This window comes from Prevotella conceptionensis 9403948 (genome assembly GCF_000312305.1).
Taxonomy (GTDB): domain Bacteria; phylum Bacteroidota; class Bacteroidia; order Bacteroidales; family Bacteroidaceae; genus Prevotella; species Prevotella conceptionensis.
Window position 1 is genome coordinate 252,016 of record NZ_HE999446.1, and the last position, 25,264, is coordinate 277,279.

20 protein-coding genes and 2 pseudogenes are annotated in these 25,264 nt (G+C 45.3%); 12 read left to right on the forward strand and 10 right to left on the reverse strand.

Going from position 1 to position 25,264, the window contains the following annotated elements:
* Positions 1 to 89: 89 nt before the first annotated feature.
* Entirely contained in the window at positions 90 to 824 is a 735-nt protein-coding gene (locus BN93_RS07215; protein ID WP_019187665.1) for a hypothetical protein, read from the reverse strand.
* Between the two features lie 493 nt (positions 825 to 1,317).
* Between BN93_RS07215 and BN93_RS07220 the strand changes: the two genes are divergently transcribed.
* The 4 genes from BN93_RS07220 to xpt all read left to right on the forward strand — a co-directional run bounded on the left by BN93_RS07220 (position 1,318) and on the right by xpt (position 5,462).
* A complete protein-coding gene (locus tag BN93_RS07220; RefSeq protein WP_019187666.1) occupies positions 1,318 to 2,601 on the forward strand; it encodes a histidine-type phosphatase in 1,284 nt (427 codons plus the stop codon).
* On the forward strand, positions 2,602 to 3,030 hold the full coding sequence (locus BN93_RS07225) for a Fur family transcriptional regulator (RefSeq protein WP_019187667.1): 429 nt from the start codon (positions 2,602 to 2,604) through the stop codon (positions 3,028 to 3,030).
* Between the two features lie 355 nt (positions 3,031 to 3,385).
* Positions 3,386 to 4,708 carry a nucleobase:cation symporter-2 family protein gene (locus BN93_RS07230; RefSeq protein ID WP_019187668.1) on the forward strand — a complete coding sequence of 441 codons (1,323 nt, stop codon included), beginning with the start codon at positions 3,386 to 3,388 and terminating at the stop codon, positions 4,706 to 4,708.
* A 184-nt stretch (positions 4,709 to 4,892) separates the two neighbouring features.
* Positions 4,893 to 5,462: a xanthine phosphoribosyltransferase gene (gene xpt, locus BN93_RS07235; protein ID WP_019187669.1), complete on the forward strand. Its 570-nt coding sequence runs from the start codon at positions 4,893 to 4,895 to the stop codon at positions 5,460 to 5,462.
* 397 nt (positions 5,463 to 5,859) lie between these two features.
* On the opposite strand, the gene upp is transcribed toward xpt, so the two are convergent.
* Positions 5,860 to 6,519 (reverse strand): uracil phosphoribosyltransferase, encoded by a 660-nt coding sequence (gene upp, locus BN93_RS07245; RefSeq protein WP_019187671.1) that lies wholly within the window; start codon positions 6,517 to 6,519, stop codon positions 5,860 to 5,862.
* Between the two features lie 272 nt (positions 6,520 to 6,791).
* On the opposite strand from upp, the gene pckA reads away from it, so the two are divergent.
* Both pckA and BN93_RS16735 read left to right on the forward strand, forming a co-directional pair.
* Positions 6,792 to 8,405: a phosphoenolpyruvate carboxykinase (ATP) gene (gene pckA / locus BN93_RS07250; RefSeq protein WP_019187672.1), complete on the forward strand. Its 1,614-nt coding sequence runs from the start codon at positions 6,792 to 6,794 to the stop codon at positions 8,403 to 8,405.
* 1,144 nt (positions 8,406 to 9,549) lie between these two features.
* Positions 9,550 to 9,696 (forward strand): annotated as a pseudogene (locus BN93_RS16735) (transposase); the annotation flags it as partial.
* A gap of 190 nt (positions 9,697 to 9,886) precedes the next feature.
* On the opposite strand, the gene BN93_RS07255 reads toward BN93_RS16735, so the two are convergent.
* The 4 genes from BN93_RS07255 to BN93_RS07270 form a co-directional block, all read right to left on the reverse strand.
* On the reverse strand, positions 9,887 to 10,714 hold the full coding sequence (locus BN93_RS07255; RefSeq protein ID WP_019187673.1) for a DNA cytosine methyltransferase: 828 nt from the start codon (positions 10,712 to 10,714) through the stop codon (positions 9,887 to 9,889).
* Positions 10,715 to 10,716: 2 nt separating this feature from the next.
* Complete coding sequence (locus BN93_RS07260) at positions 10,717 to 11,487, reverse strand: hypothetical protein (RefSeq protein ID WP_019187674.1); 771 nt, start codon at positions 11,485 to 11,487, stop codon at positions 10,717 to 10,719.
* Positions 11,488 to 12,112: 625 nt separating this feature from the next.
* On the reverse strand, positions 12,113 to 13,189 hold the full coding sequence (gene dcm, locus BN93_RS07265) for a DNA cytosine methyltransferase (protein WP_019187675.1): 1,077 nt from the start codon (positions 13,187 to 13,189) through the stop codon (positions 12,113 to 12,115).
* 401 nt (positions 13,190 to 13,590) lie between these two features.
* On the reverse strand, positions 13,591 to 14,025 hold the full coding sequence (locus BN93_RS07270) for a type I restriction-modification system subunit M N-terminal domain-containing protein (RefSeq protein ID WP_019187676.1): 435 nt from the start codon (positions 14,023 to 14,025) through the stop codon (positions 13,591 to 13,593).
* Positions 14,026 to 14,344: 319 nt separating this feature from the next.
* Between BN93_RS07270 and BN93_RS07275 the strand changes: the two are divergent.
* The 5 genes and pseudogenes from BN93_RS07275 to BN93_RS17500 all read left to right on the forward strand — a co-directional run.
* Positions 14,345 to 14,746, forward strand: a pseudogene (locus BN93_RS07275) (FKBP-type peptidyl-prolyl cis-trans isomerase); the annotation flags it as partial.
* Between the two features lie 373 nt (positions 14,747 to 15,119).
* Positions 15,120 to 15,518: a hypothetical protein gene (locus BN93_RS07280; protein ID WP_019187679.1), complete on the forward strand. Its 399-nt coding sequence runs from the start codon at positions 15,120 to 15,122 to the stop codon at positions 15,516 to 15,518.
* Positions 15,519 to 15,606: 88 nt separating this feature from the next.
* Positions 15,607 to 16,053, forward strand: coding sequence for a D-Ala-D-Ala carboxypeptidase family metallohydrolase (locus BN93_RS07285; protein WP_019187680.1), 447 nt, complete (start codon positions 15,607 to 15,609; stop codon positions 16,051 to 16,053).
* A 545-nt stretch (positions 16,054 to 16,598) separates the two neighbouring features.
* A complete protein-coding gene (locus BN93_RS07290; protein WP_044260169.1) occupies positions 16,599 to 17,069 on the forward strand; it encodes an HU family DNA-binding protein in 471 nt (156 codons plus the stop codon).
* 458 nt (positions 17,070 to 17,527) lie between these two features.
* Entirely contained in the window at positions 17,528 to 17,638 is a 111-nt protein-coding gene (locus BN93_RS17500) for a smalltalk protein (RefSeq protein WP_019187682.1), read from the forward strand.
* Positions 17,639 to 18,379: 741 nt separating this feature from the next.
* Here BN93_RS17500 and BN93_RS07300 read toward each other — a convergent pair.
* The 4 genes from BN93_RS07300 to BN93_RS07315 form a co-directional block, all read right to left on the reverse strand.
* On the reverse strand, positions 18,380 to 19,159 hold the full coding sequence (locus BN93_RS07300) for a phospholipase D-like domain-containing protein (protein WP_019187684.1): 780 nt from the start codon (positions 19,157 to 19,159) through the stop codon (positions 18,380 to 18,382).
* A 691-nt stretch (positions 19,160 to 19,850) separates the two neighbouring features.
* Positions 19,851 to 20,606, reverse strand: coding sequence for a succinate dehydrogenase/fumarate reductase iron-sulfur subunit (locus BN93_RS07305; protein WP_019187685.1), 756 nt, complete (start codon positions 20,604 to 20,606; stop codon positions 19,851 to 19,853).
* A gap of 63 nt (positions 20,607 to 20,669) precedes the next feature.
* Positions 20,670 to 22,652 (reverse strand): fumarate reductase/succinate dehydrogenase flavoprotein subunit, encoded by a 1,983-nt coding sequence (locus BN93_RS07310; RefSeq protein ID WP_044260172.1) that lies wholly within the window; start codon positions 22,650 to 22,652, stop codon positions 20,670 to 20,672.
* A gap of 29 nt (positions 22,653 to 22,681) precedes the next feature.
* A complete protein-coding gene (locus tag BN93_RS07315; RefSeq protein WP_044260077.1) occupies positions 22,682 to 23,368 on the reverse strand; it encodes a fumarate reductase in 687 nt (228 codons plus the stop codon).
* 680 nt (positions 23,369 to 24,048) lie between these two features.
* Between BN93_RS07315 and BN93_RS07320 the strand changes: the two genes are divergently transcribed.
* Positions 24,049 to 25,254, forward strand: coding sequence for an ATP-binding protein (locus tag BN93_RS07320; RefSeq protein ID WP_019187688.1), 1,206 nt, complete (start codon positions 24,049 to 24,051; stop codon positions 25,252 to 25,254).
* Positions 25,255 to 25,264: the final 10 nt, after the last annotated feature.

Genomic DNA, 25,264 nt, shown 5'->3' on the forward strand with positions numbered 1-25,264 from the left:
AATTATTTGCCATGATAAAAATAAGCTAATGTTAGATTTTTGGGGACTACTACAAAAAGCGACGATGTCTGTATTAACATTTATCCACCCTATATGCGTTTCTGTATTTCTCCCAAAAGCGTTTTTGTTTTGTTGGGTTGCCTACTGCTTAGATAATACACCTCGTTGCTCTTCGTAACAATGCGAATAAAGCAAGTGTCTGAGTGTGTAAACAGCATGATGCGCAAATCGTCGTTCGTTACGAAGTTGCCCAGCCTTGTCTTTCGTGCCTCAAACCCGCTGGAACGGTGCTTTATCGCGGGCAAGCTGCTTTTCAAACTAAGTTGTTTGATGTCTTCGTACGGGATGTTTGTGCCATATAAGCCGTGGATTTCCAACTCTTTTGGGTTAAACGAGAGGTCTATGTCGCCACTGCCATGAAAGGAAACGGCCACGATAGCCACCAATTCGAGAAGAAAGACGACGGCAATGGTGACGATAAGCACTGTGCTTTTCTGCTGAGAACCGCCTTTACCCGATTTGCATTTCTTGCCGTATGCAAACAGCAAGCCCAGTGGAACGGGCAAAGAAACGAATAGCGTGTAAAGCAATAGGTTGTCGAAATAAATGGAAACACCACCGCCAATTAAGGTGATTACGTTGCCTGTGCTTATCCATCTACACAACAACGCACGCCACGCCTTACCTTCTTCAACCTCTTCCCCCGTCTTGTCAGAGTCAACTCCCACAATCTTATCCGTTCGTTTCCTTATTCGGTTTACGACAATAAGATTGACTGCCACAACAAGGAGCAATATCGTGATTAAGATGATACCATCATTCATGGGTTGTATATGTTAATTTTGTATGGTTATTATTCATGTCAAAGGTTGCCTTATTAATAAGGTGTGGCCTACGATATGGCCATGTCTGTGCTTTCGTTTTGCCCTAAGCCGCATCCAACTAAACGCACTTGCAAAACGTTGAACGGCTGGGCAAAGGTACGAATTATATTCTAAACCTAGACCAATGGTGATAATTTTACAAGTTGATCGATTAACAGGCTGATTTCAACTGCTAAACTTCTTGTCAACTTGTCAACTGCTAAACCTCTTGTCAACTCGTCTTCTCATCAACTTGTTAACTTATCTTCTGGTTCACTTGTCAACTTGTTAACCTGCCTTCTCGTTAACTTTTCAACCTCTCGCCACCCCGTCTTCTCGTCAACTTGTCAACTTGTTAACTCGTTAACCCTTCAACTGCTCAGCCTTAACTTCCCCATTGTCTTGGCCAAGTTCAAAAAATTAATTATCTTTGCACATTCATTATTATCGCCTTATGAGAAAAGCTACAATTCTATTTTACGCTTTGACCCTTAGCGTTGGTGCGTTTGCCCAACAGGCCAAAGAAGATTTCAAGAAAGACAGACTTATGTCTGCCGGTAATTACTGGGCCTACCCCGGTCCGCAAAAGGCACAGACGCCTGCGCCAAAAGGTTACAAGCCGTTTTACATCAGCCACTATGGCAGGCATGGGTCGCGCTATCTCATTGGCATGAAAGACTACGACACCGCTTACTTTTCTTTGGCTAAGGCCGACAGCTTAGGCAAGCTTACCCCGCTGGGAAAAGCAACAATGGGCAAACTAAAACTGATTCGCGAAGAGGCAATGGGGCGCGACGGCGAACTGACACAGCGCGGAGCAGAACAACATAAGGGCATCGCACGCCGCATGTTCAAGAATTTCCCTGAGGTTTTTGCAGGACGAACAACCGTCGATGCCAAGAGTACTACCGTTATTCGCTGCATTTTATCCATGGAAAACGCCTTGCAACAACTTTTGTTGCTCAATCCACAGCTCACGATTAAACACGACGCCAGCATGCACGACATGTATTATATGAACCAAACGGACGACAGCTTGCGTGCGAAAAAGATGCGCGGACGTGCAAAAGACGAGTGGACGGCGTTTGCGAAGAGACATGACATGCACGAAAGACTGATGAATTCGCTTTTCAACGACCCCGAATATTGGAAACAAAACCTTAACGGCACCGAGTTTAACCGAACGCTTATCAGGGTGGCCAACAACGTGCAGAGCACAGAACTTCGCCATAAGTTGCAACTGCTCGACCTCTTTACGGACGAAGAGCTGTACGACAATTGGCTGGTGGGCAATGCCCGTTGGTACATCGCCTATGGCCCTTCGCCATTGAACGGCGGCACGCAACCTTACAGTCAACGTAACCTATTGCGCAACATCATAACCCAAGCAGACAGCTGCATCGCGCTGCCTAACCCTGGCGCAACGCTGCGTTATGGGCACGACACCATGGTGATGCCTTTGGTTTGTTTGCTAGACTTAAACCAAAACGGCCGACAAATCGTCGACTTGGAAAAGCTTGCCGCCGAGAATTGGGTGGACTATAAAATCTTCCCGATGGCATCTAACCTGCAATTTGTATTCTATCGCAAGAACGTTGCCGACAAAGATGTGCTTTTCAAGGTGATGCTTAACGAGAACGAGGCCACACTTCCGCTGAAAGCTGTTAGCGGTTCGTATTATCGATGGAAGGACTTCCGCGACTTTTATCTGAAAAAATTAGACGCTTACAAAGAATAAATGCAGGATGAAACCTACTTTGTGGCGAAACTAACGCTGCGCCACATCAAGCCGACGGCTACGCGACTGCTTATTGTTCGCGAGATGATGCGGGGCGACGAGACGGTCTCGTTGCCCGAACTTGAACGCCTATTGCCCACGATAGACAAGAGCACCATCTCGCGAACACTCTCGCTTTTCTTGCTCCACAGGCTCATTCACGCCATCGACGACGGGTCGGGCGCACTGAAATACGCCGTATGTGCAGACGATTGCGACTGCACTGTGCAAGACGAGCACACGCACTTTTATTGCGAACATTGCCACCGCACGTTCTGTCTTAAACAATTGGCGGTGCCGGTGGTGCCGTTACCCGACGGCTTTCGGCTAAATAGTGTGAACTATGTTCTTAAAGGAGTATGCCCCGAATGCGAGAGGAAGGAGAAATAAGGAGTTAAGACGTTGAGGAGTTAAGGAGTTAAGGAGTTATGGAGTTAAGCCAAATGCTTTGTTGCAGAGTAAAAAAAGAACTCATAAACTCACAAAGTCATAAACTCACAAACTCACAAGCTCATAAACTCACAAACTCACAAGCTCATAAACTCACAAAGTCACAAGCTTATAAACTCATAAGTTCACAAACTCACAAACTCATAAAGTCACAAAGCATATCACTCCCCTCTCCCCTCGGAGAGGGGTTGGGGTGAGGCTTCACAAAGCATATCACTCCCCTCTCCCCTTGGAGAGGGGTTGGGGGGTGAGGCCGAGAGGCGTTGGGACTGACGCTTTTTATTCAAGATAACACATGGAACAAAAGACAACCAAAGCCGTTATTTACGGCGTTAACGACCGCCCACCCCTGCAAGAAACTCTTTTTGCGGCCGTTCAACACCTGCTCGCCATCTTCGTGGCCATCATCACGCCGCCGCTAATCATCGCCAAAGCCTTGAAGATGGACCTCGCCACCACGGGTTTTCTCGTGTCGATGGCACTCTTCGTATCGGGTGTTGCCACCTTCATACAATGCCGCAAGTTCGGCCCAGTGGGCTGCGGACTACTTTGTGTGCAAGGCACCAGTTTCTCGTTTATTGGTCCCATCATCGCCATTGGTCAGGTAGGCGGGCTGCCCTTGATATTCGGAGCCTGCATTGCTGCCGCTCCCGTAGAGATGGCCGTTAGCTATTCGTTTAAATATTTACGGCGAATTATCACGCCTTTGGTAAGCGGCATCGTGGTGATGCTCATCGGATTGAGCCTTGTTAAGGCAGGCGTAATGGCCTGTGGAGGGGGCGATCTTGCAGCGGCAGACTTTGGCTCGCCGCGCAATCTCATCGTTGCCGCCACGGTGTTGACCAGTGTTATCGCCTTGAATTGCAGCAACAACAAATACGTACGCATGAGTTCTATCATACTAGGCGTAGTTATTGGCTATGTGTTGGCACTCTGCATGGGCATGGTAGACTTTGGTAGTTTGAACGTAGGCGACGTAAAATCGTTCTATGTACCCGTTCCTTTTAAGCTAGGTATCGACTTTAACATCTCCTCCATCATTGCTGTTGCATTGGTTTATCTTGTTACGGCCATCGAGGCCACGGGCGATGTAACGGCCAATTCGATGGTTTCGGGCGAGTCCGTAGACGGCGAAGTGTACGTAAAGCGCGTTTCGGGAGGTGTGTTCGCCGATGGACTCAACTCGCTTTTGGCAGGCATTTTCTCCTCATTCCCCAACTCCATCTTCGCTCAAAACAACGGTATTATCCAGCTTACGGGCGTGGCGAGCCGCTATGTGGGCTACTTCATCGCTGCGATGTTGGTGGTTTTGGGCCTCTTCCCCATCGTGGGCATCGTATTTTCGCTCATGCCCTCGCCCGTATTAGGCGGTGCCACGCTACTGATGTTCGGCACGGTGGCCGCCGCAGGTGTTCGCATCGTGTGCAGCGAGAAGCTAGATCGCAAGGCCGTGTTGGTTATTGCAGCTAGTTTGGCATTGGGAATGGGCGTCGAACTAATGCCCGACATACTGAAACAATTGCCCGAAGGGGTACGCACAATCTTCTCGTCGGGTATCACCACGGGCGGACTAACTGCTATCTTAGCTAACGCCCTGTTCAATAGAAAGCGAATTTAGTTGGTGAGTTTATGAGTTGATAAGTTGGTAAGTTTTCGCTTACAATCTGCCTATCAACTCAAAAGCTCATAAACCCAACAACTCAAAATCCCACCAATTCAAAAACTCATAAACTCGTTAACTTGTCAACTCACAAACTCGTTAACTCATCAACTCGTCAACTCCCAAACCCACCAACTCACAAATGGATAAATTAAAAACGCGCATTCTTCAAGACGGCAAATGCTACGAAGGCGGCATTTTAAAGGTAGACAGCTTTATCAATCACCAGATGGACCCCAACCTGATGATGGAAGTAGCGAAGGAATTCAGCCAGCATTTTGCCGACGCACACATCAACAAGATTGTCACCATCGAGGCTAGCGGCATCGCACCCGCCATCCTTGTGGGCTACATCATGCAGTTGCCCGTGGTGTTCATCAAGAAAAAGCAGCCTAAAACGATGGACAACATGCTCACTTCGGTGGTGCATTCGTTCACCAAAGACCGCAGTTACACGGTGTGTATCTCGGCCGACTACCTCACCCCGCAAGACCATGTGCTGTTTATCGACGACTTCTTGGCCAACGGCAACGCCTCGATGGGCGTGATAGACCTCTGCAAACAGGCTGGCGCACGCCTCGAAGGTATGGGTTTCATCATCGAAAAAGCTTTCCAAAAGGGCGGCGATGCCCTGCGCCAACTAGGCATCCGCTATAAGGCATTGGCCACCGTAGAAAGCTTGGACAACTGCAAAATTAAGTTGAGAGATTAAGCTCAAGGCCAGGGATATTCGTTCTTCTGCCTGCACAAAATCGAAAAAGTCCTACAACGTCTGCCACGTCAAGGCTAAGGATATTCGCCCTTCTGCCAGCACGAAATCGGAAAAGTCCTATTACGTCTGCCATGTCAAGGCCAGGGATATTCGTTCTTCTGCCCGCACAAAATCGAAAAAGCCCTACTACGTCTGCCATGTCAAGGATAGGGATATTCGTTTTTTTTGCCCACCTAACCAGTCCCAAAAACCTCTTAGAAACCGCCAAATAAGGCCTTACCACCCCATCAAAACGAGGGCCAGCCCAACTTTTTTCAAGCAAGTTAGGCTGGCCCTCGTATGCGTTTTATCGCTATTTAAGCTTTTGCGTTTTATCGCTATTTAAGTTTTATGGTGTCTACACCTTCTCGCCATAGCAAAGGTCGCCGGCATCGCCGAAACCAGGCACAATGTACTTATGTTCGTTCAATCCGGGGTCGATGGCGGCGCACCAGATGGTGGTCTTGTCCTCGGGGAACGTCTTGCGGATGTGCTCAATGCCCTCGGGCGATGCGATAACACAAGCCACATGGATGCGTTTGGGCGTGCCTTTGGTCAAGAAAGCCTTATAGCCAAGTTCCATCGAACCACCCGTCGCCAACATCGGGTCGGCAATAATGAGGTTCTTGCCCTCGATGTTCGGCGTGGCCAGATACTCCACATGTATGCCCACCTTGGTATGTTGCTCGTCAACATATTCGCGATAGGCCGACACAAAGGCATTGCCGGCGTGGTCGAAGATATTCAAAAAACCATTGTGGAAGGGCAATCCTGCGCGGAAGATAGTGGCCAGCACAATCTTATCCGTAGGCACTTGCACGCTCGCCGTGCCCAAAGGTGTCGTGATGTTGCGCGCCTCATAGTCCAAAGTCTTGCTTATCTCGTACGCCTCCAACTCGCCAATGCGTTGAATGTTGTTGCGAAAAAGCAGTCGGTTCTTTTGGTAGTCCACGTCGCGCATTTCGGCTAAGTACTGGTTTACAATCGAGTTCTGTTCGCTAAAATTTACTATCTTCATTATCGTCAGAAATATAAGTATATGGGGTTGTTAAATGTTTCGGCTAATCTTTTGCCATGCAAAAGTATTAAATTCCCGCTTATTTTTGTAATGTGCAAATAGCAAAAGTGGCGGCGCACCCTTATTTTTGCTTTCTTTAACCTAAAAAGAAAGCCGTTCGCGCATTTTTTCTCTCGCAAGCTTGGTGGTTATTTATGATTTTGCTACCTTTGCGCTGCATACCAAAAGACATGTGCTTAGGATAAAATTTCACACTTAAACATATTTAAAAAATGGCAAAGTTTGACAAGTCAGTACTAGAAAAGTACGGAATTAAAGGTACAACAGAAGTTGTTTACAACCCTTCTTACGAAGTGTTGTTCGAAGAAGAGACCAAAGCCGGCCTCGAAGGATTTGAGAAAGGCCAAGTTACCGAGCTGGGTGCCGTTAACGTTAAGACGGGTATCTACACCGGCCGCTCGCCTAAGGACAAGTTTATCGTTGACGACGAGACTTCACACAACACCGTTTGGTGGACTTCCGACGAATATAAGAACGACAACCACCGCGCCAGCAAGGAAGCCTGGGCAGCCGTTAACAAGCTGGCTAAGGAAGAACTGTCTAACAAACGCCTTTTCGTGGTAGACGGTTTCTGCGGCGCCAACAAAGACACCCGCATGAAGATTCGCTTCATCGTGGAGGTTGCATGGCAAGCACACTTCGTTACCAACATGTTCATCAAGCCCGTAAACCAAGAAGAATTGGACCAAGAGCCCGACTTCATCGTTTACAACGCATCCAAAGCTAAGGTTGAAAACTACAAGGAACTGGGCCTGAACTCGGAAACGGCCGTGGTGTTCAACGTTACAACCAAAGAGCAAGTTATCCTTAACACCTGGTATGGTGGCGAAATGAAGAAGGGTATGTTCTCCATGATGAACTACTACCTGCCCCTCAAAGGCATCGCTGCCATGCACTGCTCGGCCAACACCGACCTCAACGGAGAGAACACCGCCATCTTCTTCGGACTTTCTGGTACGGGTAAAACCACCCTTTCTACCGACCCGAAACGCTTGCTCATCGGCGACGACGAACACGGATGGGACGACAACGGCGTATTCAACTTCGAAGGCGGATGCTACGCTAAGGTTATCAACTTGGATAAGGAAAGCGAACCCGACATCTACGGTGCTATCCGTCGTAACGCACTGCTCGAGAACGTAACGGTAGATGCCAATGGCAAGATAGACTTCACCGACGGCAGCACAACCGAGAACACGCGCGTGTCTTACCCCATCAACCACATCAAGAACATCGTTCGCCCCATCTCGGCTGGCCCCGCTGCTAAGCAAGTTATCTTCCTCAGCGCCGATGCCTTTGGTGTTCTTCCTCCCGTTTCTATCCTCAGCCCCGAACAAACCAAGTACTACTTCCTTTCGGGCTTCACCGCTAAGCTTGCAGGTACCGAACGCGGTATCACCGAGCCCACGCCCACATTCTCGGCTTGTTTCGGCCAGGCGTTCCTCGAACTCCACCCCACGAAGTATGCCGAAGAGTTGGTAAAGAAGATGACCAAGAACGGTGCTAAGGCTTACCTCGTTAACACCGGCTGGAACGGAACGGGCAAGCGCATCTCTATTAAGGACACCCGCGGCATCATCGATGCCATCCTTTGCGGTGCCATCAACAACGTTCCCACCAAGAAGTTGCCTATCTTCGACTTCGAAATTCCTACCGTTCTCGAAGGCGTTGCCACCAACATCCTCGATCCTCGCGACACCTATGCCGACCCCGCTCAGTGGGACGAGAAGGCTAAGGATTTGGCTGGCCGTTTCATCAAGAACTTCCAGAAGTACGAAGGCAACGAGGCTGGTAAGGCGCTCGTAGCTGCTGGTCCAAAGTTGTAATTGGCTTTAAGCACATTGATTTTTTTCATAGATCATTTTTAAATTGTTGGCTCGCTCCTTCGTGGGGCGAGCTTTTTTGTGCCTTTTTGCAGCCCACAAAAGTGTCCGTACAGGGGGTTAAACAGTGGCTAAGCCCTTGTTAACCCCAATCGGCATAGGCGCAAATAGCCCATTGGGGTTAAACGCTTAAACCATGCCATGACACGGAACAACAGCTACAAGAATGTAAAATATTTGCACCATCTTTTAACATTATGAGTGCCCTCGCCGCAAAATATCCGAGCATGGGGCGAAATTCGGCGCGTATTTTTCAAGTTTATAACCATCTGATTTACTGATGTTTACGATAAATTAGGCATAAAATACGGCCTTTTTAGCATAAATTTGGGGTGCTGGGCACAACTAAATGCCCAACCAAAAGTCACCAACCCATTTTTCATCTCTAAGGGGCTATTTGCCCATAAATAGCCCTTTACACGCCGCTTTTTATGCCTATTTTCTGCGTTTTGGTGCTAAATGCAATGCGTTTTGGTGCTAAATGCAATGCGTTTTGATGCTAATTGCAGTGCGTTTTGGTGCTAAATGCAGGGTGTTTTGGTGCTAAATGCGTGGCAAAAACAAGCGTTTTGGCCAGCATTTTTTTGTTGTTGCGGATGCAAATTTGGCATCATTTTTCTTCAAAGAGAAATGCAAAACCATAGTAAATGGCAAAAAGTGGAGAGGAGAAAAGCACCCAATGTTGTCCGCCATTTCCATCATTCGGGTGCATTTTATATAGGTTTTCAAGGTATTTTTTTCTAGAATGGTTCGCCCAAAAAACGCGTTTTGTAAACAATGTTTACCATTTTAACAAATCATTTACACCCCTTTTCCAAGATAAGAAAACTCACAGAACGGCGATTTACTGGTATGGGCGATAAGGCGAGCATGATGTGGGCAAAGATATAAACAAGATTAAGTGAGTACAGGCGTAGAAACAGAGCTGAGACATCAGCAAAACTCTTCATTTATTTGTCCATATCAAATGTTTTCGTTCCTTTATAATATTGAAACAAAAGTTATCTTCTCCAAGTTCTGCTGATATATCTTCTTGCCCAAACAAGGTTAAGCAGACTCTCTTTTCTCAAATAGCAAGATATGATGCAAAGTAGAGCGTACCTTTGGTTCTATGCATAGATGGTTTGGCACTGAAATAGCGAGGTATGGTGGACTCTCAAAAACACATGCACAGCAAATTATGGAATCCATTGCCTACAACTTGTATAGAACACTAGGGATTATCGTGTCCAATTGTTTCAGAAAAGGGAAATACGCCCAAGGAAGGGCGTTTTATACGTCCAAGAAAGGGTTATTATTGCGCTAAATTATGCCTCCTCGTCATCAGCTGTTTATAAACCCTTATCTTTTAGCCATAGAGATAAAAATTAAAAGAGTGGCTAGTTTCAGAGAGGTTTCATCCCATACTTATATAGATAATTTCTTTAATCTAAGATACTATAGTATTGTAATTGTTTAACCAACTCATTTACTATACAACAACTTACACTATTGCCAACCTGATGATACTTTTGTCCTTGATTGCCACAAAGTTTAAAATCCTTAGGAAAACCATGCAACATAAGACACTCCTCTGGGGTAATGTAGCGTACTTTACCATCTACTAAGTATGCATCCCAGTTAAACCGATTATTAATTCCTGATCTTCTTCCTCCTATTCGTATGGTAAAAGAGTAGTCCCTTTCCGTTTCTCCACCCATCACATCAGAAAATGTGTATTTTAAAGGGACTGGTTTAGGGAATTGAAAATCAACATGAATATCCTTTCTGATTCCAACGAAGAACAACCTTTTTCGGAGTTGAGGCGTCCCATAATCTTTTGCTTCAAGCACTTTTGTATAGACCTTATATCCAACCTCTTCTAAGTTCTCAATAATCATTTGAAAAATTGTACCACCTTGTATAGATAATAACCCTTTTACATTTTCAAGGATAAAAGCTTTTGGTTGTTTTTCTTTAAGAATTCTGATTATTTGGAAAATAAGAATACCTCTTTCATCTTCAAGTCCTTTCCGCTGTCCAACTTGACTAAATGCTTGACAAGGGAAACCTCCACATAACAGGTCAAATTCAGGAATATCACTCCCTTTGATTTCGTAAATATCTCCTTTTGGAGTGATTCCATAATTTTCTTTATATGTTTGATTAGCAACCTCATCAATGTCAGAAGCTAATACACAAACACCACCTGCCCATGAGGCACCCTGATGAAAACCTCCTATACCAGAAAACAAATCTATAAACTTAAACATATTCAAAATTGAGCACGACCATGAAGAGAACCTTTATACTTACCATCTGTATATTCTACCCAAGGCTTGATAAAATCTGCACCTTTTCCATTAGGATATGATGGTGGCATTCCTTTTGAACGCACTGAAAAAATAATATGGCCCCAGTTGTCATCAAGGTAGTCATCCTTTGAAAACTTCCAACGGGACTCATCTAAAGGATCTGTAAAGTCAAGGATAAACTCTGCAGGGTACGGAGAGTCCTTTTGAGCAGTGCCTTTAAACAAGAAATAGTTCATGATTGGTTTGAGATATTCAAGATGATTCACAAATGGAGAATTTGGGTCACTATTTGACACATCTTCCCGAATAACACCTGCTTTTCTTTTTTCCCAGTACTCCTTTATAATCAGGTCTAATTCATCAATTCTGACATGAATTCTCTCACATACTTTTAGGAATCCAGCCCGATGTGTGTGATTAAGGAAAGCAGGGTTTGCACCTCGATGTGATTTAACAGAAATACCTAAGTCATTTACATAAACGTCAGCTTTACTCCCAGCTGGAGCCTTAAATGCGCCAACTTGTTTTGCCAAACTTTCTACTTCCAAATCACTTAACTTGGCTAAATCAGTTCCTTCAGGGAGTGGCTCAAACTCTTCTCCTTTATAATTCTTCACACTGAGAACACCAACTACGTTACCTCCCATAGTAACGGTTTTCTTTGTATCACGTAATTCTATAAGGCGCAAATTTGCTCTCATTTCATCATATTCTCCAATGTTTTTTGCCATATCTATTTACTTAATGTGTTATATAATTCATTATATTCTTATCATCTGTATAGGAAAAAGTCTTCTGCTACAACACCACCATTGGAATCGCTAGGTAACTCCACATATCCTTACATTGTTAACAGGGGTATGGCTGTGCACTTTAGCTTTTCTTCCAGTAAAAGCTCTATCAGTATCTGTAGAGAAACAAATTCCATAGCTGTTTCTTTGAGTAACAATCATAAGGTCAATTCCTTCTTCGATATCTAACCTGGTGTTGTTTATAATGTAGCATTTCATTCCCTAGCGTTCCCCCAAGTTTCTTTTAATTGATTCGGAAATTCTTGCTGTTTATATGTACGCATAAAAAAACTCCGACCGAATATCACTATCCTGTCGGAGGCTCTACAAGCATGGAAACGCATTTCTTATAGAAAAACATGAGTGGGGGGCAAGGAACTGTGTCGGCAAACATAGATGACAATACCCCACCGACCCATGTTGAGACACGGATAGTGAGGACATACAACTCCTTGTCATCTACCAAGTTTGCCGACTGTTGTTCCTAAAGGTGTATGCCTGGGCTATTATGTTAAACTTTTATTCTTCTATATTCGGTATATTTTATTGCTAAACATTTTATTCATTAAAACGGAAATTCAAGTTGAACTGCAGTTCTCTCAGCCTTTGGTTTGGTAGGATTCTGAAGTTCTTTAATAACATTTAATGCAATAGCCTCAACAACAGGTACTGCAACAGAATTACCCATTTGTTTGTATCGATGAACATTGGCTAAGCCTGCTGTCCAATCGTCTGGAAAGCCCTGAAGACGTTCCCACTCCTTTGGAGTCATTCTTCTTAGACCTTCCTTATTGTATTCACCCTTAATATGTGTTGTTGGTGTTAAATCTGTTTGGCGAGGGTCAATAATAAGATTTCTCTCTTTACCCATTCCTCCACAAACGATTGTACCTGCAATTTCATTAAGCGATCGAATTTCGTACCCAAAACCATGCCCTTTAGCTTGATGACGAGCTTTATGAGCTTTCATACTCGCAATATATGCTGTAGATAAATAATATCTTGCTTCAACAGGCTCTTCTTCCATTATATCCCGAATGACTTTACATTCAGACTTTGGAAATGGTTGCGGAAACTCGAAACTTCCACCGCCACAATCTCCCCTAAAGCCGACAATATAGATCCTTTCTCGCATTTGTGCAAGGCCAAAGTCTCTTGCATTTAAAACTTTATAAAAGACAGTATAACCAAGATCTTCTTTCAGTGTATTTAAAATCACTGCAAAAGTCTTACCGCCTCTATGGTTTGTCAGACCTTTAACGTTTTCAAGAAGAAAGGCTTTGGGACGTTTTTCTTTGATTATTCTTGCTACATCAAAAAACAATGTTCCCCTAGTGTCATTGAAACCACCCCTTTTTCCTGCAATAGAAAAAGCCTGGCATGGAAACCCTGCTAATAAAACATCAAAATCAGGTATTTGGGTTTCATCTACTTTAGTAATATCACTTAGGGGATTATGTTTATCATTTGGAAAATTTTTCCTGTAAGTTTGACAAGCCCACTCATCAATTTCACTTGTAAAAACACATTCTGTATTCAAACCAAGCACTTTACAAGCCTGTTCGAAACCAAGTCGAATGCCTCCTACACCTGCAAAAAGGTCAATACACTTTAATGATACACCTCTATCTAAGCTAAGCATATTAATTTGTAACAGTATAAATCCTTGTTATTGACAAACAAATCTTTTATGTTTAATTCAAGAATTATAGGGTTCGTGACATAATCTACAAGTTTAGTTGAATTTGCACGCTCCTTGTTGACAATATGATTGACTTCCTTGAATGATCTGCCAACCATTTACCACTCTTCTATTTTTCATCAAGCACTACTTTCTAAGCAATTCATCTTATCTGTAGTTCTCAAAATATTTTATCTAAAGCAAAGTTATATGATTTTATTGGAATACCCATTAAAAACACCGTAAAATAGATTATCATTTTGTTTTTTTATGCTGTTTGGGTTTTTATTGCTTTTAACTAAAACAATCTCATTAAAGCCTCTGCAAAACCCTTCATTCAATTTGCCAATATCAAATATTTTTCATACATTTCGGGTATGACACAAAAGATATCTTCTCCAATTGTTGCTGATATATTCATCGGTCAAAGAAAGGCTAAACGGACCTTCCTTTCTCAAACAAATACCATTAATCGAGCACTCAGTAGCAGAGAAGACATCCGCCAAGTCGGTGTTAAGGTTGGGGTTGGTGTTGGCATGCTTGGCCACATTAACAAACAGCTCGCTGGGATAAATCATGTAGCCCTTAGTGACGATGGCGTCGGCCACCACCTCGCTGGGCACATCCTCGTTGGCCATTTGGGCATAATGCACTTGGTCGTCGCCGTTCTCGATATACTGGCAAAAGTTTTCGCTGATAAATCGGTAGAAAAGGGTGCCTAGCACAAACTGCTTAAAGTCCCACCCGTCTACGGCACCGCGCACATCGTTGGCAATGCGCCAAATGGCAGCCTGCAATTCGTCTCTTTATTTTAAACTAGTCATTTTATGTATGTTTGTCTTATCTTGATTGGTCTTGCCAATGTAGGGCATTAGCGCCATGCCACGCACGGCACAAAGGCAAAAGGCACACGCCCAAACCTGCAAAAAAGCAGGCAAGGAGCTTGGTGCAGACAGAAAATTTACCTACCTTAGCTGCTTATAACAAAGGGCGTAAAAAGCCTGCCAAGGCAAAAGTAATCATTTAATTTGAGAAAAGCGGTGCGCAACGGCTTGTTTTTAGCCCCACGCACCTGTTTTTTACGAACCACCACAAACCCATAAACAAACCCTAAACAACATGACAAAACGTGCATATATGGAGGCCAACAAACGCTGGCTTGAAGAAAAAGCAAAAGAGGCGGGGGTGAAATGCCTGGCTAAGGGCGTAATGTATAAGGTGATAAAGCAGGGCAAAACGGGGGGCGCAAGTCCTTCGCCGCAGAGCATCGTAACGGTTCACTACACGGGGCGAACCATCGACGGCCGCCAATTCGACACGAGCCAGGGCGGTGTGCCACTGGCTTGCCGTCTGCGCCAACTGATTGAGGGCTGGATAATTGCCTTGCAACAGATGCATGTGGGCGATAAATGGGAGCTGTATTTGCCTGCCGAGGTGGGCTATGGCAAGCAATGGCAAGAAGGAATACCAGGCGGGTCGACCCTCGTTTTTGAGGTGGAGCTGCTGGGGGTGAGCTAAGTGTTTGGTGGGCTTGTTACCCTTGTTTTGCACACCAAAGGGTAACAACGAACCTGGGGAAGGGCGTTTCTCCTTATTCTTTATCCCCAAATGGTTGTTAGAGCCTGTACAGATTTCGTTTGATGGCTAAGCAGACTGCCTGTCTTATGTGCTTGACGTGGGCGGCTACGCCTTCAAAAATAAGATAGGTAAGATGCCGACAAGCAAACGAAATCTGCATAGGAAACGATGGAAACGACTTAAAACATATAATAAGCGGTGTAAGGACCGATTGGGGTTTATTAACAGAAAAACTTTTGGATTGAAATATCCTTGCATTTTATCGCCGTAAGTTTGCAGCAGAAATGAAACAATCAATCAAAAAGAAATCTGTATGAATAATCTTCTTAACAACTCAGAACACATCCACAGCAAGCAGCGACTAACCCAAGCCCGACAACACCTCATCAATGCGTTTGCGCCCTTGCTGTCGGCTCAACACGCAGGCAGCCAAAGGTGGATTGGCACCAAGACCGACCTACTGGAGATGGTACACCTGGCCTATACCTCCGCTTATGTACGCGACGACCAAGGTCGCCCGGCCACCTTTCTATGGATGGTGCAACGCGCCTGCGCCAATTTCTTGCTCTCCATGCCCCGAAACCCCAGTGCCTTTGTGGGTAAAGCTATGCAACGAAAAAACACGAAACAAGCCCCTTTGCTAGAACGATACTGCCACCTGCTCTACGAACAGGGGGTTAATGAACCGCTGTATGCGTGGATGGCAGGGTAAGTTGACAAGATCTATTCGTTGACGAGTTGACAAGTTAACGAGTTGACTTGTTAACTAGCCCCCTCTTCAACTAAAAAATTCAAACCCTATGAACACACAACACATCAAGCTCAACCAAGAGTTAACCCCACACTTCACCCTTGCCGAATTCGTTCGTTCAGGCGTAGCCATACGCCACAACATGGCGAATAGCCCAACACCCGAAGTAATTAACAACCTGCGACTGCTTTGCGAGAACGTATTAGAACCCTTACGCCGCCGTTTCGGTGTGATACGCATAACCAGTGGCTACCGTTGCGAACAGCTAAACACCCTGGTGGGCGGCAAGCACAATTCGCAACACCTGCTGGGACAAGCGGCCGACATACACCTCTCTAATAAGGAGGTGGCCATGAAGATGTTCAACTTCGTTGCCCAACACCTTGACTACGACCAATTGCTTTTCGAACATCGACAAAGCGACAGGGCTAACTGGCTACACGTATCGTATAACGCCGCAGGCAATCGCAAAATCAAATCAGAAATCAATGTTTAGGGTTTAACCACGCCCAAACATAACCGCTAACGCTATGGGCGGGTTGGGAATAAGCAAACGCTTGCCCAGCCCGTCCTTTGTTTTTGCCCCAAACTTACGCCCTTAGACCGTTATTATAAAGCCCACCCAACGCCACACATCTTGTACATACCCGCCTTAACAAGCACTGTCTACCCAACTTCTTCGATAAATTTAGTCGGCCTTCCCCCAATCCTTACGCCCTTACTTGCTCACCCTTCGTCCTAAGCGCACATCCGCAACGCCCTTATATTCCCCTTTAAACCAAGTCTTTACAAACACTATACCAAACACTATCCCCATCACTACACCACTATTCCTTGACAAGGGCACCCTGATTTAGTAACTTTGCAAACGTAATCAGTAACCAACCACACCGCCGCCCACCAACAGGCACACACGCCATGCGCGATGTCGACTAGCGCAAGCCGTACTTGCCGCCACCCAACAAGGGCGAAACGGATGGCCACTACCGATACATAGTAAACATTATTAATCAAAAAAACCTTTTAAAACAACACACAACTATGGCAGTAATGTATAAACTACGTCAAGAGAAGAACCCCAAGAGCAAGTTCAAAGGCCAATGGTACGCACGTGCCATCGCCATCGACACGGTGGACACGGCAACAATTGCCAACATCATGCAGCAGAACTGCACCTTGAAGAAGGCAGACATCCTGGCGGTTATCGCCGAACTGATCGACGTGATGAAAGAGCAGTTGCAAAACTCAAAGATTGTTCGCCTCGATGGTCTGGGTGCTTTCCGCATCGGCATCAAAACCAAACCTGCTCTCTCGGCCGAAGACTTCAACGCCTCTAAAAATGTTGTGGGCACGCACGTGCTCTTCCGTCCGCAGACGAAGATAAACAAAGACAAGAGCCGCAAAAAGGCCTTGCTCGACGGATGTCGCGTGCAGGAGTTGCCCCTCAACATGATTGAGAAGAAAAAGAAGAAGGCCGGCGGCTCTACTCCCGCTCCTACACCTGGACATTGATAAGGGAAAGGGGGAAGGGTGAAAGAGTTGGTTGACGAGTTGACAAGTAGATGAATGGACGAGTTTGCAAGTAGACGAGTTGACAAGTTGGCAAGTTAACAAGTAGACGAGTAGATGAATTGGCAAGTAGACAAGTTAACTGGTTAACGAGTGGACGAGTTGACAAATAGATGAGTGGACGAGTTTGCAAGTAGACGAGCTAGCAAGTGGACGAGTTAGTGAGTTGACAAGCAGACGAGTTAACAAGTAGACTAATTAACGAATAACAAGTATGTAAGTGTACGAGTTACAAGTGAATGAGTTTATAAGTAGATGAGTTTACACGGCGTCAGCCATCTTTTCACCTTTTCACCCTTTCACTCTTTCACCTTTAAAAGGCGTCAGCCATCTTTTCACCTTTTCACCCCTTCACCTTTAAAAGCCCCACCCATTTTATTAATCTTAAACTTCAAAGCACTATGAGCACCAAGAAACTATCAACCTTCAAGTTAATCATCAAAGTAATTGCCGCCATTGCCACTGCCGTGCTTGGCGTGATTGCAGGCAAAGGACTAGGCGATGAAGATTAGTCGCGAGCAGCGAGAGATGATACTCTTCATCCTCAAATCCATCGCCCTACTAGCCACCACCGTTGCAATATTCAGTTGCAGTTGGCTACTTAACTAGCCTCTACCTTCACACACACGCCCTCGTTAACGCGGGTTGGGACAAGTTCCAAACCCGCGTTTTCTTTCTCCCCCACCCCTATTTCGCATATAAAGCCTGTTCTTGACAGAAGAACATAAGGGACATAAGCAAACAACATAACGAACACAGGCTAAGAACAAACGAACATTTTTGATAGTCTCTGCATCTTTCTTACCTTACTAAGTAGACAAGTTAACGAGCAAGAAAGTTGATAAACCAACAAGTTTACCCAGCGTTATTCATTCTTTCACCTTTTCACTCTTTCACTTTTTCAACGTTAAAGCCTTTATAACTCCTTTCATCCTCTACTTGATCACTACTTTCTCTTGAGAATAACACTACACTATGCAATAAATCACATTCTATCTTGCAGCAAATAGCATTTTACAATAGGCAAAATGCGATACAACATGCACTTAAAATGTTTCAGAATGAAAAGCTTAAGGACATTGTCCAGGTGGAGTGCTCCAAGCATAAAGACCTTGAAAAGTTCATCGTCAACTTATTAGGAACCATTGCTGCCTATTGACTGTTCCCAAAGGAACCCAGTATCAATGTACACAAGGCTATAGACACACATCTTGCCTTGTTTTTGAATTCTTCGAACTCTTCATAATATTTGTCTATTCCATACTGTTTAGGAGATTGTATTCCAATGTGAATTTAGTAGCAGATTCATTAGCGTTTTTACTAATAAGCACATTTTCGTCATTTTTAAACTCAGCATTTGTCGACCAATTGTATGAGCCTGTAATAACCGTCTGATTATCAATTACACAGAATTTGTGGTGCATTTTTCCGCCTCTAGTCGCTTTAACAAATTTAAATGGAACTGTCTTCAGATCTACTCCATATTTGCTATTGATGGCGTCATCATAGATCAAAACACCAACATCAACTCCAGCATTGTATTTTTCTATCAACTTATCTGCAATCGTCTGATTTGTAAACCATGCAATGGCTACTCTAATAGATACTTTTGCATCATCCAAAGCGTCAAGAATCTTCTTTTGACAATCTCTAAATGCCGTAGTGTTTTCTATTTGGGGCTGTTGATCAACAACGACTCCTTCTAATACGTAATTACCTTCATTGGTTTCTAGATGAAAACCATCCTCAGAAATAATCTCATTAATTGCATCAACGTAATCAGGATGAGACGTAGCTATCTCCTCTAATAGCCGGCGCAAATCATCCTTTCCGTTTAATTTTGAAAGTCGATCTGTTAAATACTGGGACTTGGAAGTATTTAATCCATTATTATTCAATTGGGGAAGTTTGCCATTGTCCATCACATCATCCCTAAAAGAATAACGATTCATTACATGGACCCATTTTGTAGACGTCTTTGCATCCCTTATTGTGTATGCAATTCTTTCAAAAGAACTATTTGCTAGTTTCATATTGTATTTAAATATCTTTGACCGACATTAGCCATTGTAAAAAATGAAGTCGTCTTGAATTATATAAAGCCTATACTATAAATTGAGAGAGACTTCCCTTTCTGTATTACAGTAGCAAGATTAAAACTCCTCTCATGTTACAAAGTACTGGACAAAATTACATAAAAAACACGATGTATAAGCCTGTATAGATAAATTTCTTTTCGGTTTAATAGAGGAAAGTCAATATACTTTGAAAAACAGCCTTGTTTATCAGTGGTAAAACGCAGCTATATCTCGAAAAAAGTATCTGCTGGAAGTAATTGAGTCTATGCCCTATAAGTTCAAGACGAAGTTATAGCAACACTTATAAAGGTGAAAAGATGTAACAACCATACGCGTTTATTTACTATGGAGATGGAATAATCGCATTGATTCACCTTATGTTCCTTTTGTTCTTATGTCAAAACGGTCTGTTGCTATTTAAATGCCGCAGTTTCTATGTCTAATACGCAAGAATAGAATCTGTCAATTCGTTAACTTGTTGGCTTATTAACTCATCAACTAACTAACAGGCTAAAAACAAAATGTGAGAACATTCTATGGCCTCGACATAGAACGTTCTCACATGATTGGGCACAGGCGAAACATCTGCACCTGCACTTAGGCAAGTGTAGATGTTCGTTGCACAGGTTTGGTTATGCCCTGGGGTTTAGTCGGCCAACTTAGCCGAAATAAACTCGCGGTTAAGGCGTGCGATGTTGGCGATAGACTCGTTCTTGGGGCATTCGGCCTCGCAAGCGCGGGTGTTGGTGCAGTTTCCAAAACCCAACTCTTCCATCGTCATCACCATTGCCTTGGCGCGTTTGGCTGCCTCGGGCTTTCCTTGGGGCAACAATGCTAGCTGACTGACCTTCGAACTAACGAAAAGCATGGCCGAACCATTCTTACAAGCGGCTACGCAAGCGCCACAACCGATACACGTTGCGCAGTCCATTGCCTCGTCTGCATCTTCCTTGGGGATGAGGATGGCGTTGGCATCCTGGGGCTGACCCGTGCGAATGGTGGTGTAACCGCCTGCTTGGATAATCTTATCAAATGCGCCGCGGTCTACCATACAGTCTTTAATGACTGGGAAACCTGCCGAACGCCAAGGTTCGACGGTTATCACGTCGCCATCGTTAAAGCGACGCATGTACAGCTGACAGGTGGTTGCACCCGTAGCAGGGCCGTGCGGATGGCCGTTGATGTAGAGCGAACACATACCGCAGATGCCTTCGCGACAGTCGTGGTCGAATACGAAAGGCTCTTGGCGTGCCTCGATAAGCTGTTCGTTAAGGATGTCGAGCATCTCTAAGAACGAAGTGTCGCCAGGTATATCTTTCATTTCGAACGTATCAAAATGCCCTTTGGCTTTGGGTCCATTCTGACGCCACACTTTAAGTGTGAAACTTATATTTTTGTCCATGTGATTTACTTTTGTTTAAGTTGACGAGAGTTAACCCGTCAACTTGTCAACTCGTTAACTTAATTATTGCTTATAGTTACGTGTTTGAACCTTTATCGCTTCGTATTCCAGAGGCTCCTTAATGAGTTCGGGCTCGGTGGTGTCGTCGCCTTGATACTTCCAACAACCAACGTAGAAGTAGTTCTCGTCGTCGCGTTTAGCCTCACCTTCTTCCGTTTGGTATTCCTCGCGGAAGTGTCCGCCGCAACTCTCGTTACGCGAAAGTGCGTCGTAGGCTTCGAGCTCGCCCATGATGATAAAGTCGCGCAGGTGGATAGCCTTGTCAAGCTCAACGTTCAGTCCTTCTTTCGAACCAGGGATGAAGAGGTTGCTGTCGAACTCCTTACGCAGCTCTTTCAACTTCTTGATACCCTCGCGCAAGCCTTCGGCCGTGCGACCCATACCCACGTGTTCCCATAGGATATGGCCCAGTTCCTTGTGTATCGAGTCTACCGAACGCTGACCTTGAATGCCCATCAGCCTGTCTATCTCGGCCTGCACACCTTTCTCGGCCTCCGCAAACTCGGGCAGGTCGGTAGAAAGACGTGGCCAAATAGCTTGGTCGGCCAAGTAGTTTTGGATGGTGTAAGGCAGCACAAAGTAGCCGTCGGCAAGACCTTGCATCAGTGCAGACGCACCCAAGCGGTTTGCTCCGTGGTCGGAGAAGTTGCACTCGCCGATGGCGAAAAGCCCCTTAATAGAGGTCATCAACTCATAATCTACCCAGATGCCACCCATCGTGTAGTGTATGGCAGGGTAAATCATCATCGGGTTGTAATACTTCACGCCATTAATTTCGTTGGCCAACTCGCCGGGATTAACGTCGGTTATCTCTTCGTACATGTCGAAGAGGTTGCCATAACGCTGACGAATGGCATCGATGCCCAGGCGTTCGATGCTCTCAGAGAAATCGAGGAATACTGCAAGACCCGTGTTGTTAACACCAAATCCCTTGTCGCAACGCTCTTTGGCGGCACGCGAAGCCACGTCGCGAGGCACCAAGTTGCCGAAGGCGGGATAGCGACGTTCCAAGTAATAGTCGCGATCTTCTTCGGGAATGTCCGAACCGCGTTTCTGTCCAGCTTGCAATGCCTTAGCATCTTCAATCTTCTTGGGCACCCAAATACGGCCGTCGTTACGCAACGACTCGGACATCAACGTCAGTTTAGACTGCTTGTCGCCGTGTACGGGAATACATGTGGGGTGAATTTGCACGTAAGCAGGGTTGGCAAAGTAGGCACCCTTGCGGTAACACTGTATGGCGGCGGTGCAGTTGCAGCCCATCGCGTTGGTAGAGAGGAAGTAGGCGTTGCCATATCCACCGGTAGCAATAACCACGGCGTTGGCCGAGAAACGTTCTAGCTTACCCGTAACGAGGTTCTTGGCGATGATACCGCGTGCGCGGTCGTCGACGATAACCACGTCTTCCATCTCGTAACGCGTGTACAGTTTTACCTTTCCTGCGTGCACTTGGCAGCTCAGGGCCGAATATGCACCCAGCAAAAGTTGCTGTCCCGTTTGTCCTTTGGCGTAGAACGTACGGCTTACTTGGGCTCCACCGAACGAACGGTTGGCCAACATGCCGCCGTATTCGCGTGCGAAGGGTACGCCTTGCGCCACACATTGGTCGATAATGCTGTTGCTAACCTCGGCCAAGCGGTAAACGTTGGCCTCGCGAGCGCGGTAGTCGCCACCTTTTACGGTGTCGTAGAATAGGCGATACACCGAGTCGCCATCGTTTTGATAGTTCTTTGCGGCGTTGATACCACCTTGTGCGGCGATGGAGTGTGCCCTTCGTGGCGAGTCTTGTATGCAGAAGTTCAGCACATTGAAACCCATTTCGCCAAGAGAAGCGGCTGCACTGGCGCCGGCAAGACCAGTTCCCACCACGATAACGTCGAGTTTGAGTTTGTTCTTGGGGTTAACCAGTCGCTGGTGAGCCTTATAGTTGGTCCATTTCTCAGCTACGGGTCCTTCGGGAATTCTCGAATCTATTTTAATAGCCATAATCTTTATCTTTTTATACGTATCATGATTTAAGCGCAGCAGCACAAGCTAGGTGCGCAACCGAAAGCGAAGGCCAACACTACAATGAGGAAACCCAACATGAGCAGCGTGGTGTAAACCAAGCCGATGGTTTTCCAACGATTGAACCATACCTTGCCGTTAATGCCAAGGCTTTGCATGGCACTCCAAAAACCGTGCGAGAGATGAAACCAAATGGCCCCCAACCACACGATGTAGAGCACAACATAAACGGGATTGGAGAATGTTTCCTTGATGTAAGCGAACCCGTCGGCGGGATGATACTGCATGTGCATCCCCGTAAGTTCAGCGAACATCATGTTGTACCAGAAGTTGTAGAGGTGCAACACCATGCCCAGGACGATGATGATACCCAGAACAAGCATGTTTTGCGATGCCCACTCCACCTTCTCGTGCCTGCTGGTAACGGCGTAACGCTCGTTTCCGCGGGCTCTGCGGTTTTGTGCCGTGAGGATGAAGGCATACACGATGTGCGCCACCGTCAGGGCTCCAAGACCCATCGTGGCAACTACGGCATACCAATTGGCACCCAAAAACTCGCAGATCATGTTGTATGCCTCGCCCGAGAACAGCGCAACGATGTTCATCGACATGTGAAATGTCAGGAACAGAACGAGCGCCACGCCGGTTACAGACATGACAACCTTTCTACCGATAGAAGAATTGATTAACCACATAAATTGATTGAAATTTAATTATTAATTATGTTTGTATTTTTTCCTGTTATCTATCGTGTTTGTTTTAGGCGAGCCTGGCAATCCCCACGTGCCGAAGGGCCGTCTTTTGCGTTGCGCATCATGGTTTGGGGGCTAGTTGGGCATGTTTGCGCCTTACCTTTCGACACACGGAACGCGCTTGTTCCCCCAAAGAATAGCGCACACCCTGCACGATAAGACGCAAGCTCGGCCGATGTCTCCGGCTAAAATTTGCACAAGAAACAAACTTTTTGCCCGTTGGCAATACCTTGATTTAGGTATGCTACTTGCGTAACACGATGCAAAAATACTATATTTTGGTGAGTATTCAAAGTATTTTTGACGCTTTATTACACCATTTCGCACTATCAATACTCACACCATATACCCCTCGAACATTGACAAATGGCAGCCTAAAGCCCGCAACGGCGGCAAGAAGTGGACCTTATTGCCCCAAATATCTTCTTCTTGACACCGCGAAATGCCTTTTACTAGCTGGATGTAAACGCCACAATGCGAAACACCACGCGAAAAATAACTTTTCTAAAAGCCATTTCCTGACCAAAAATCGCTTTTAGAAAAGTTATTTTTCGTATATAATTCGCTTTTGAAAAAGTTATTTTGTACATTTGCACAAGTATTCATTTACCAATTAACGAGATATGGAACAAAACGATGTTTTCCCCTTGTTGACAGCCTATCATCGTAGACTAGCCACCACAGATATGCGGTTTGTGCGATTTCTTCACGACAAGATAAACTGGAAGTCAAGACTAATTGGCATACGCGGATCGCGCGGAACAGGCAAAACCACTTTGCTTTTGCAACACATAAAAAAGCATTTTCACGATGTCGACAATGCGCTTTGGGTTTCATTAGACAACATTTGGTTCAAAACTCACAGTCTTCCACAGCTTGTGGAATACCTTTATAGTCACGGGTTGAGGTATCTTTTCGTTGATGAAGTTCACAAATATCCCGATTGGGTTATTGTTCTGAAAAACATCTACGACAGCTATCCCGACCTAAATGTGGTATATACAGGTTCGTCTATACTGGAAATAGACAACTCCAAAACCGACCTTTCCCGCCGCCAGTCGCTCTATACACTGCCCGTGATGTCGTTCAGAGAATATCTTGCTTTCTCTGGCACTCTGAATATCCCGCCCATTACATTAAACGATTTGCTAGCCAACCACGTTTCCCTATCCATGAACTTAACCTCGCAAGGCGTTATACTCAAAGCCTTCAACGACTACCTGGTGAAGGGTTGCTATCCGTTCTTTATGGAAGCCGGCGACGACTACCACATGCGGCTTGCCGCCATCGCATCCTTGGTGATAGAAAGCGACATGCCTGCCGTTGAAAATGTTTCGTACGCAACAGTAGAGAAAACGAAGAAATTGCTAGCTATCATTTCCCAAAGCGTTCCGTTAGTGCCAAACATAAACAAGCTTGGACAAGCGCTAGAAACAACCCGCGACAATTGTTTGAGAATGCTCTACACGCTAGACAAGGCTCAAATCGTTTCATTACTAACAAAGACAGAGAAAAACTACAAACACTTATCTTCTCCCGAAAAAATATACATAGGCAACACCAACCTGATGGAAGCCCTGGGGACGAATACCAATGTTGGCAATAAGCGTGAGGCCTTTTTCTACAACCAGCTGCAAGCGGTGGCAAGCGTAACCATGCCACAAAAGGGAGATTTCCTCATAAATGGCAAATTTCTTTTTGAAGTAGGCGGTTCTGGCAAAAGTTTTGAGCAGATAAAAGATGAGCCCGACAGCTTTCTTGCCGTTGACGACATTGAAATAGGTACCAGAAACAGAATTCCCCTGTGGATGTTTGGATTACTTTATTAATCGGGTAGAG

Coding starts and splice junctions, on each gene's coding strand:
- BN93_RS07215 (WP_019187665.1), bottom strand. CDS start 824: ATGAATGATGGTATCATCTTAATCACGATATTGCTCCTTGTTGTGGCA.
- BN93_RS07220 (WP_019187666.1), top strand. CDS start 1,318: ATGAGAAAAGCTACAATTCTATTTTACGCTTTGACCCTTAGCGTTGGT.
- BN93_RS07225 (WP_019187667.1), top strand. CDS start 2,602: ATGCAGGATGAAACCTACTTTGTGGCGAAACTAACGCTGCGCCACATC.
- BN93_RS07230 (WP_019187668.1), top strand. CDS start 3,386: ATGGAACAAAAGACAACCAAAGCCGTTATTTACGGCGTTAACGACCGC.
- xpt (WP_019187669.1), top strand. CDS start 4,893: ATGGATAAATTAAAAACGCGCATTCTTCAAGACGGCAAATGCTACGAA.
- upp (WP_019187671.1), bottom strand. CDS start 6,519: ATGAAGATAGTAAATTTTAGCGAACAGAACTCGATTGTAAACCAGTAC.
- pckA (WP_019187672.1), top strand. CDS start 6,792: ATGGCAAAGTTTGACAAGTCAGTACTAGAAAAGTACGGAATTAAAGGT.
- BN93_RS07255 (WP_019187673.1), bottom strand. CDS start 10,714: ATGTTTAAGTTTATAGATTTGTTTTCTGGTATAGGAGGTTTTCATCAG.
- BN93_RS07260 (WP_019187674.1), bottom strand. CDS start 11,487: ATGGCAAAAAACATTGGAGAATATGATGAAATGAGAGCAAATTTGCGC.
- dcm (WP_019187675.1), bottom strand. CDS start 13,189: ATGCTTAGCTTAGATAGAGGTGTATCATTAAAGTGTATTGACCTTTTT.
- BN93_RS07280 (WP_019187679.1), top strand. CDS start 15,120: ATGAATAATCTTCTTAACAACTCAGAACACATCCACAGCAAGCAGCGA.
- BN93_RS07285 (WP_019187680.1), top strand. CDS start 15,607: ATGAACACACAACACATCAAGCTCAACCAAGAGTTAACCCCACACTTC.
- BN93_RS07290 (WP_044260169.1), top strand. CDS start 16,599: ATGGCAGTAATGTATAAACTACGTCAAGAGAAGAACCCCAAGAGCAAG.
- BN93_RS17500 (WP_019187682.1), top strand. CDS start 17,528: ATGAGCACCAAGAAACTATCAACCTTCAAGTTAATCATCAAAGTAATT.
- BN93_RS07300 (WP_019187684.1), bottom strand. CDS start 19,159: ATGAAACTAGCAAATAGTTCTTTTGAAAGAATTGCATACACAATAAGG.
- BN93_RS07305 (WP_019187685.1), bottom strand. CDS start 20,606: ATGGACAAAAATATAAGTTTCACACTTAAAGTGTGGCGTCAGAATGGA.
- BN93_RS07310 (WP_044260172.1), bottom strand. CDS start 22,652: ATGGCTATTAAAATAGATTCGAGAATTCCCGAAGGACCCGTAGCTGAG.
- BN93_RS07315 (WP_044260077.1), bottom strand. CDS start 23,368: ATGTGGTTAATCAATTCTTCTATCGGTAGAAAGGTTGTCATGTCTGTA.
- BN93_RS07320 (WP_019187688.1), top strand. CDS start 24,049: ATGGAACAAAACGATGTTTTCCCCTTGTTGACAGCCTATCATCGTAGA.